Consider the following 873-nt stretch of genomic DNA (forward strand, 5'->3'; position numbering starts at 1 on the left):
AGCGTTTTTCCAGACCGGAAAGCTGAACGAGGTTGAGGAGTTCCGAGGCGCGGCGGCGGATTTCCTTCGCCGACGGGCGTGACGGCCCGTGCCGGACCTTGAGGCCGAAGCCGATATTGTCGGCGACCGTCATGTGGCGAAACAGCGCGTAATGCTGAAAGACGAAGCCGACATTGCGCTCCTGGATCGACTTTTGGGAGGCATCTTCTTCGCCGAAGAAGATCTTTCCGCGTGTCGGCCGCTCGAGCCCGGCGATCAGCCTGAGCAGCGTCGTCTTGCCGGAACCGGAAGGTCCGAGCAACGCGATCAACTCGCCGGACTTGATGTCGAGCGAGATGTCGTGAAGCGCCGGAAACCGCTCAAACTCCTTGCGCACGTTGACAACGCGAACTTCCATCAACCTGTCCCTTTTTGTCGATGCATCTCGTTGTCCCAAAACCGCTACGCACTTTTGGGCGACATGCATTCAATGTCCGCGCGTCGCGGCGATCTCGGCGCCGTAGCGCATCTCGAGAAGTGTTTTCAAGACCAGCGTGACGAGCGCCAGGCCGGCAAGCAGCGAAGCGACGGCAAAGGCGGCGGCGGCATTGTACTCGTTATAAAGGATTTCAACATGCAGCGGCATGGTGTTAGTTAGCCCGCGTATGTGGCCCGACACGACCGAGACCGCGCCGAACTCGCCCATGGCACGGGCATTGCACAGCAACACGCCGTAGAGCAATCCCCATTTGACGTTGGGCAACGTCACGTACCAGAACGCCTGCCAGCCGTTGGCCCCGAGCGACAGGGCAGCCTCCTCGTCGCCATTGCCCTGTTCCTGCATCAGCGGGATCAATTCGCGGGCGACGAAGGGGAAGGTGACGAAGACGGTGG

Annotated in this window: 2 protein-coding genes; both read right to left on the reverse strand. The window is 60.7% G+C overall.

From position 1 onward, the window contains the following. The coding region (locus tag NKI47_RS34920; protein ID WP_352596378.1) for an ATP-binding cassette domain-containing protein at nt 1–397 on the reverse strand (397 nt) is incomplete at its 3' end. A gap of 69 nt (nt 398–466) precedes the next feature. Next, nucleotides 467–873, reverse strand: a 407-nt coding sequence (locus NKI47_RS34925; RefSeq protein ID WP_352596381.1) for an ABC transporter permease subunit, incomplete at its 5' end; no start/stop codon positions are given.

The organism is Mesorhizobium sp. M0633 (genome assembly GCF_040320645.1).
In the GTDB taxonomy this organism is placed as follows: Bacteria; Pseudomonadota; Alphaproteobacteria; order Rhizobiales; family Rhizobiaceae; genus Mesorhizobium.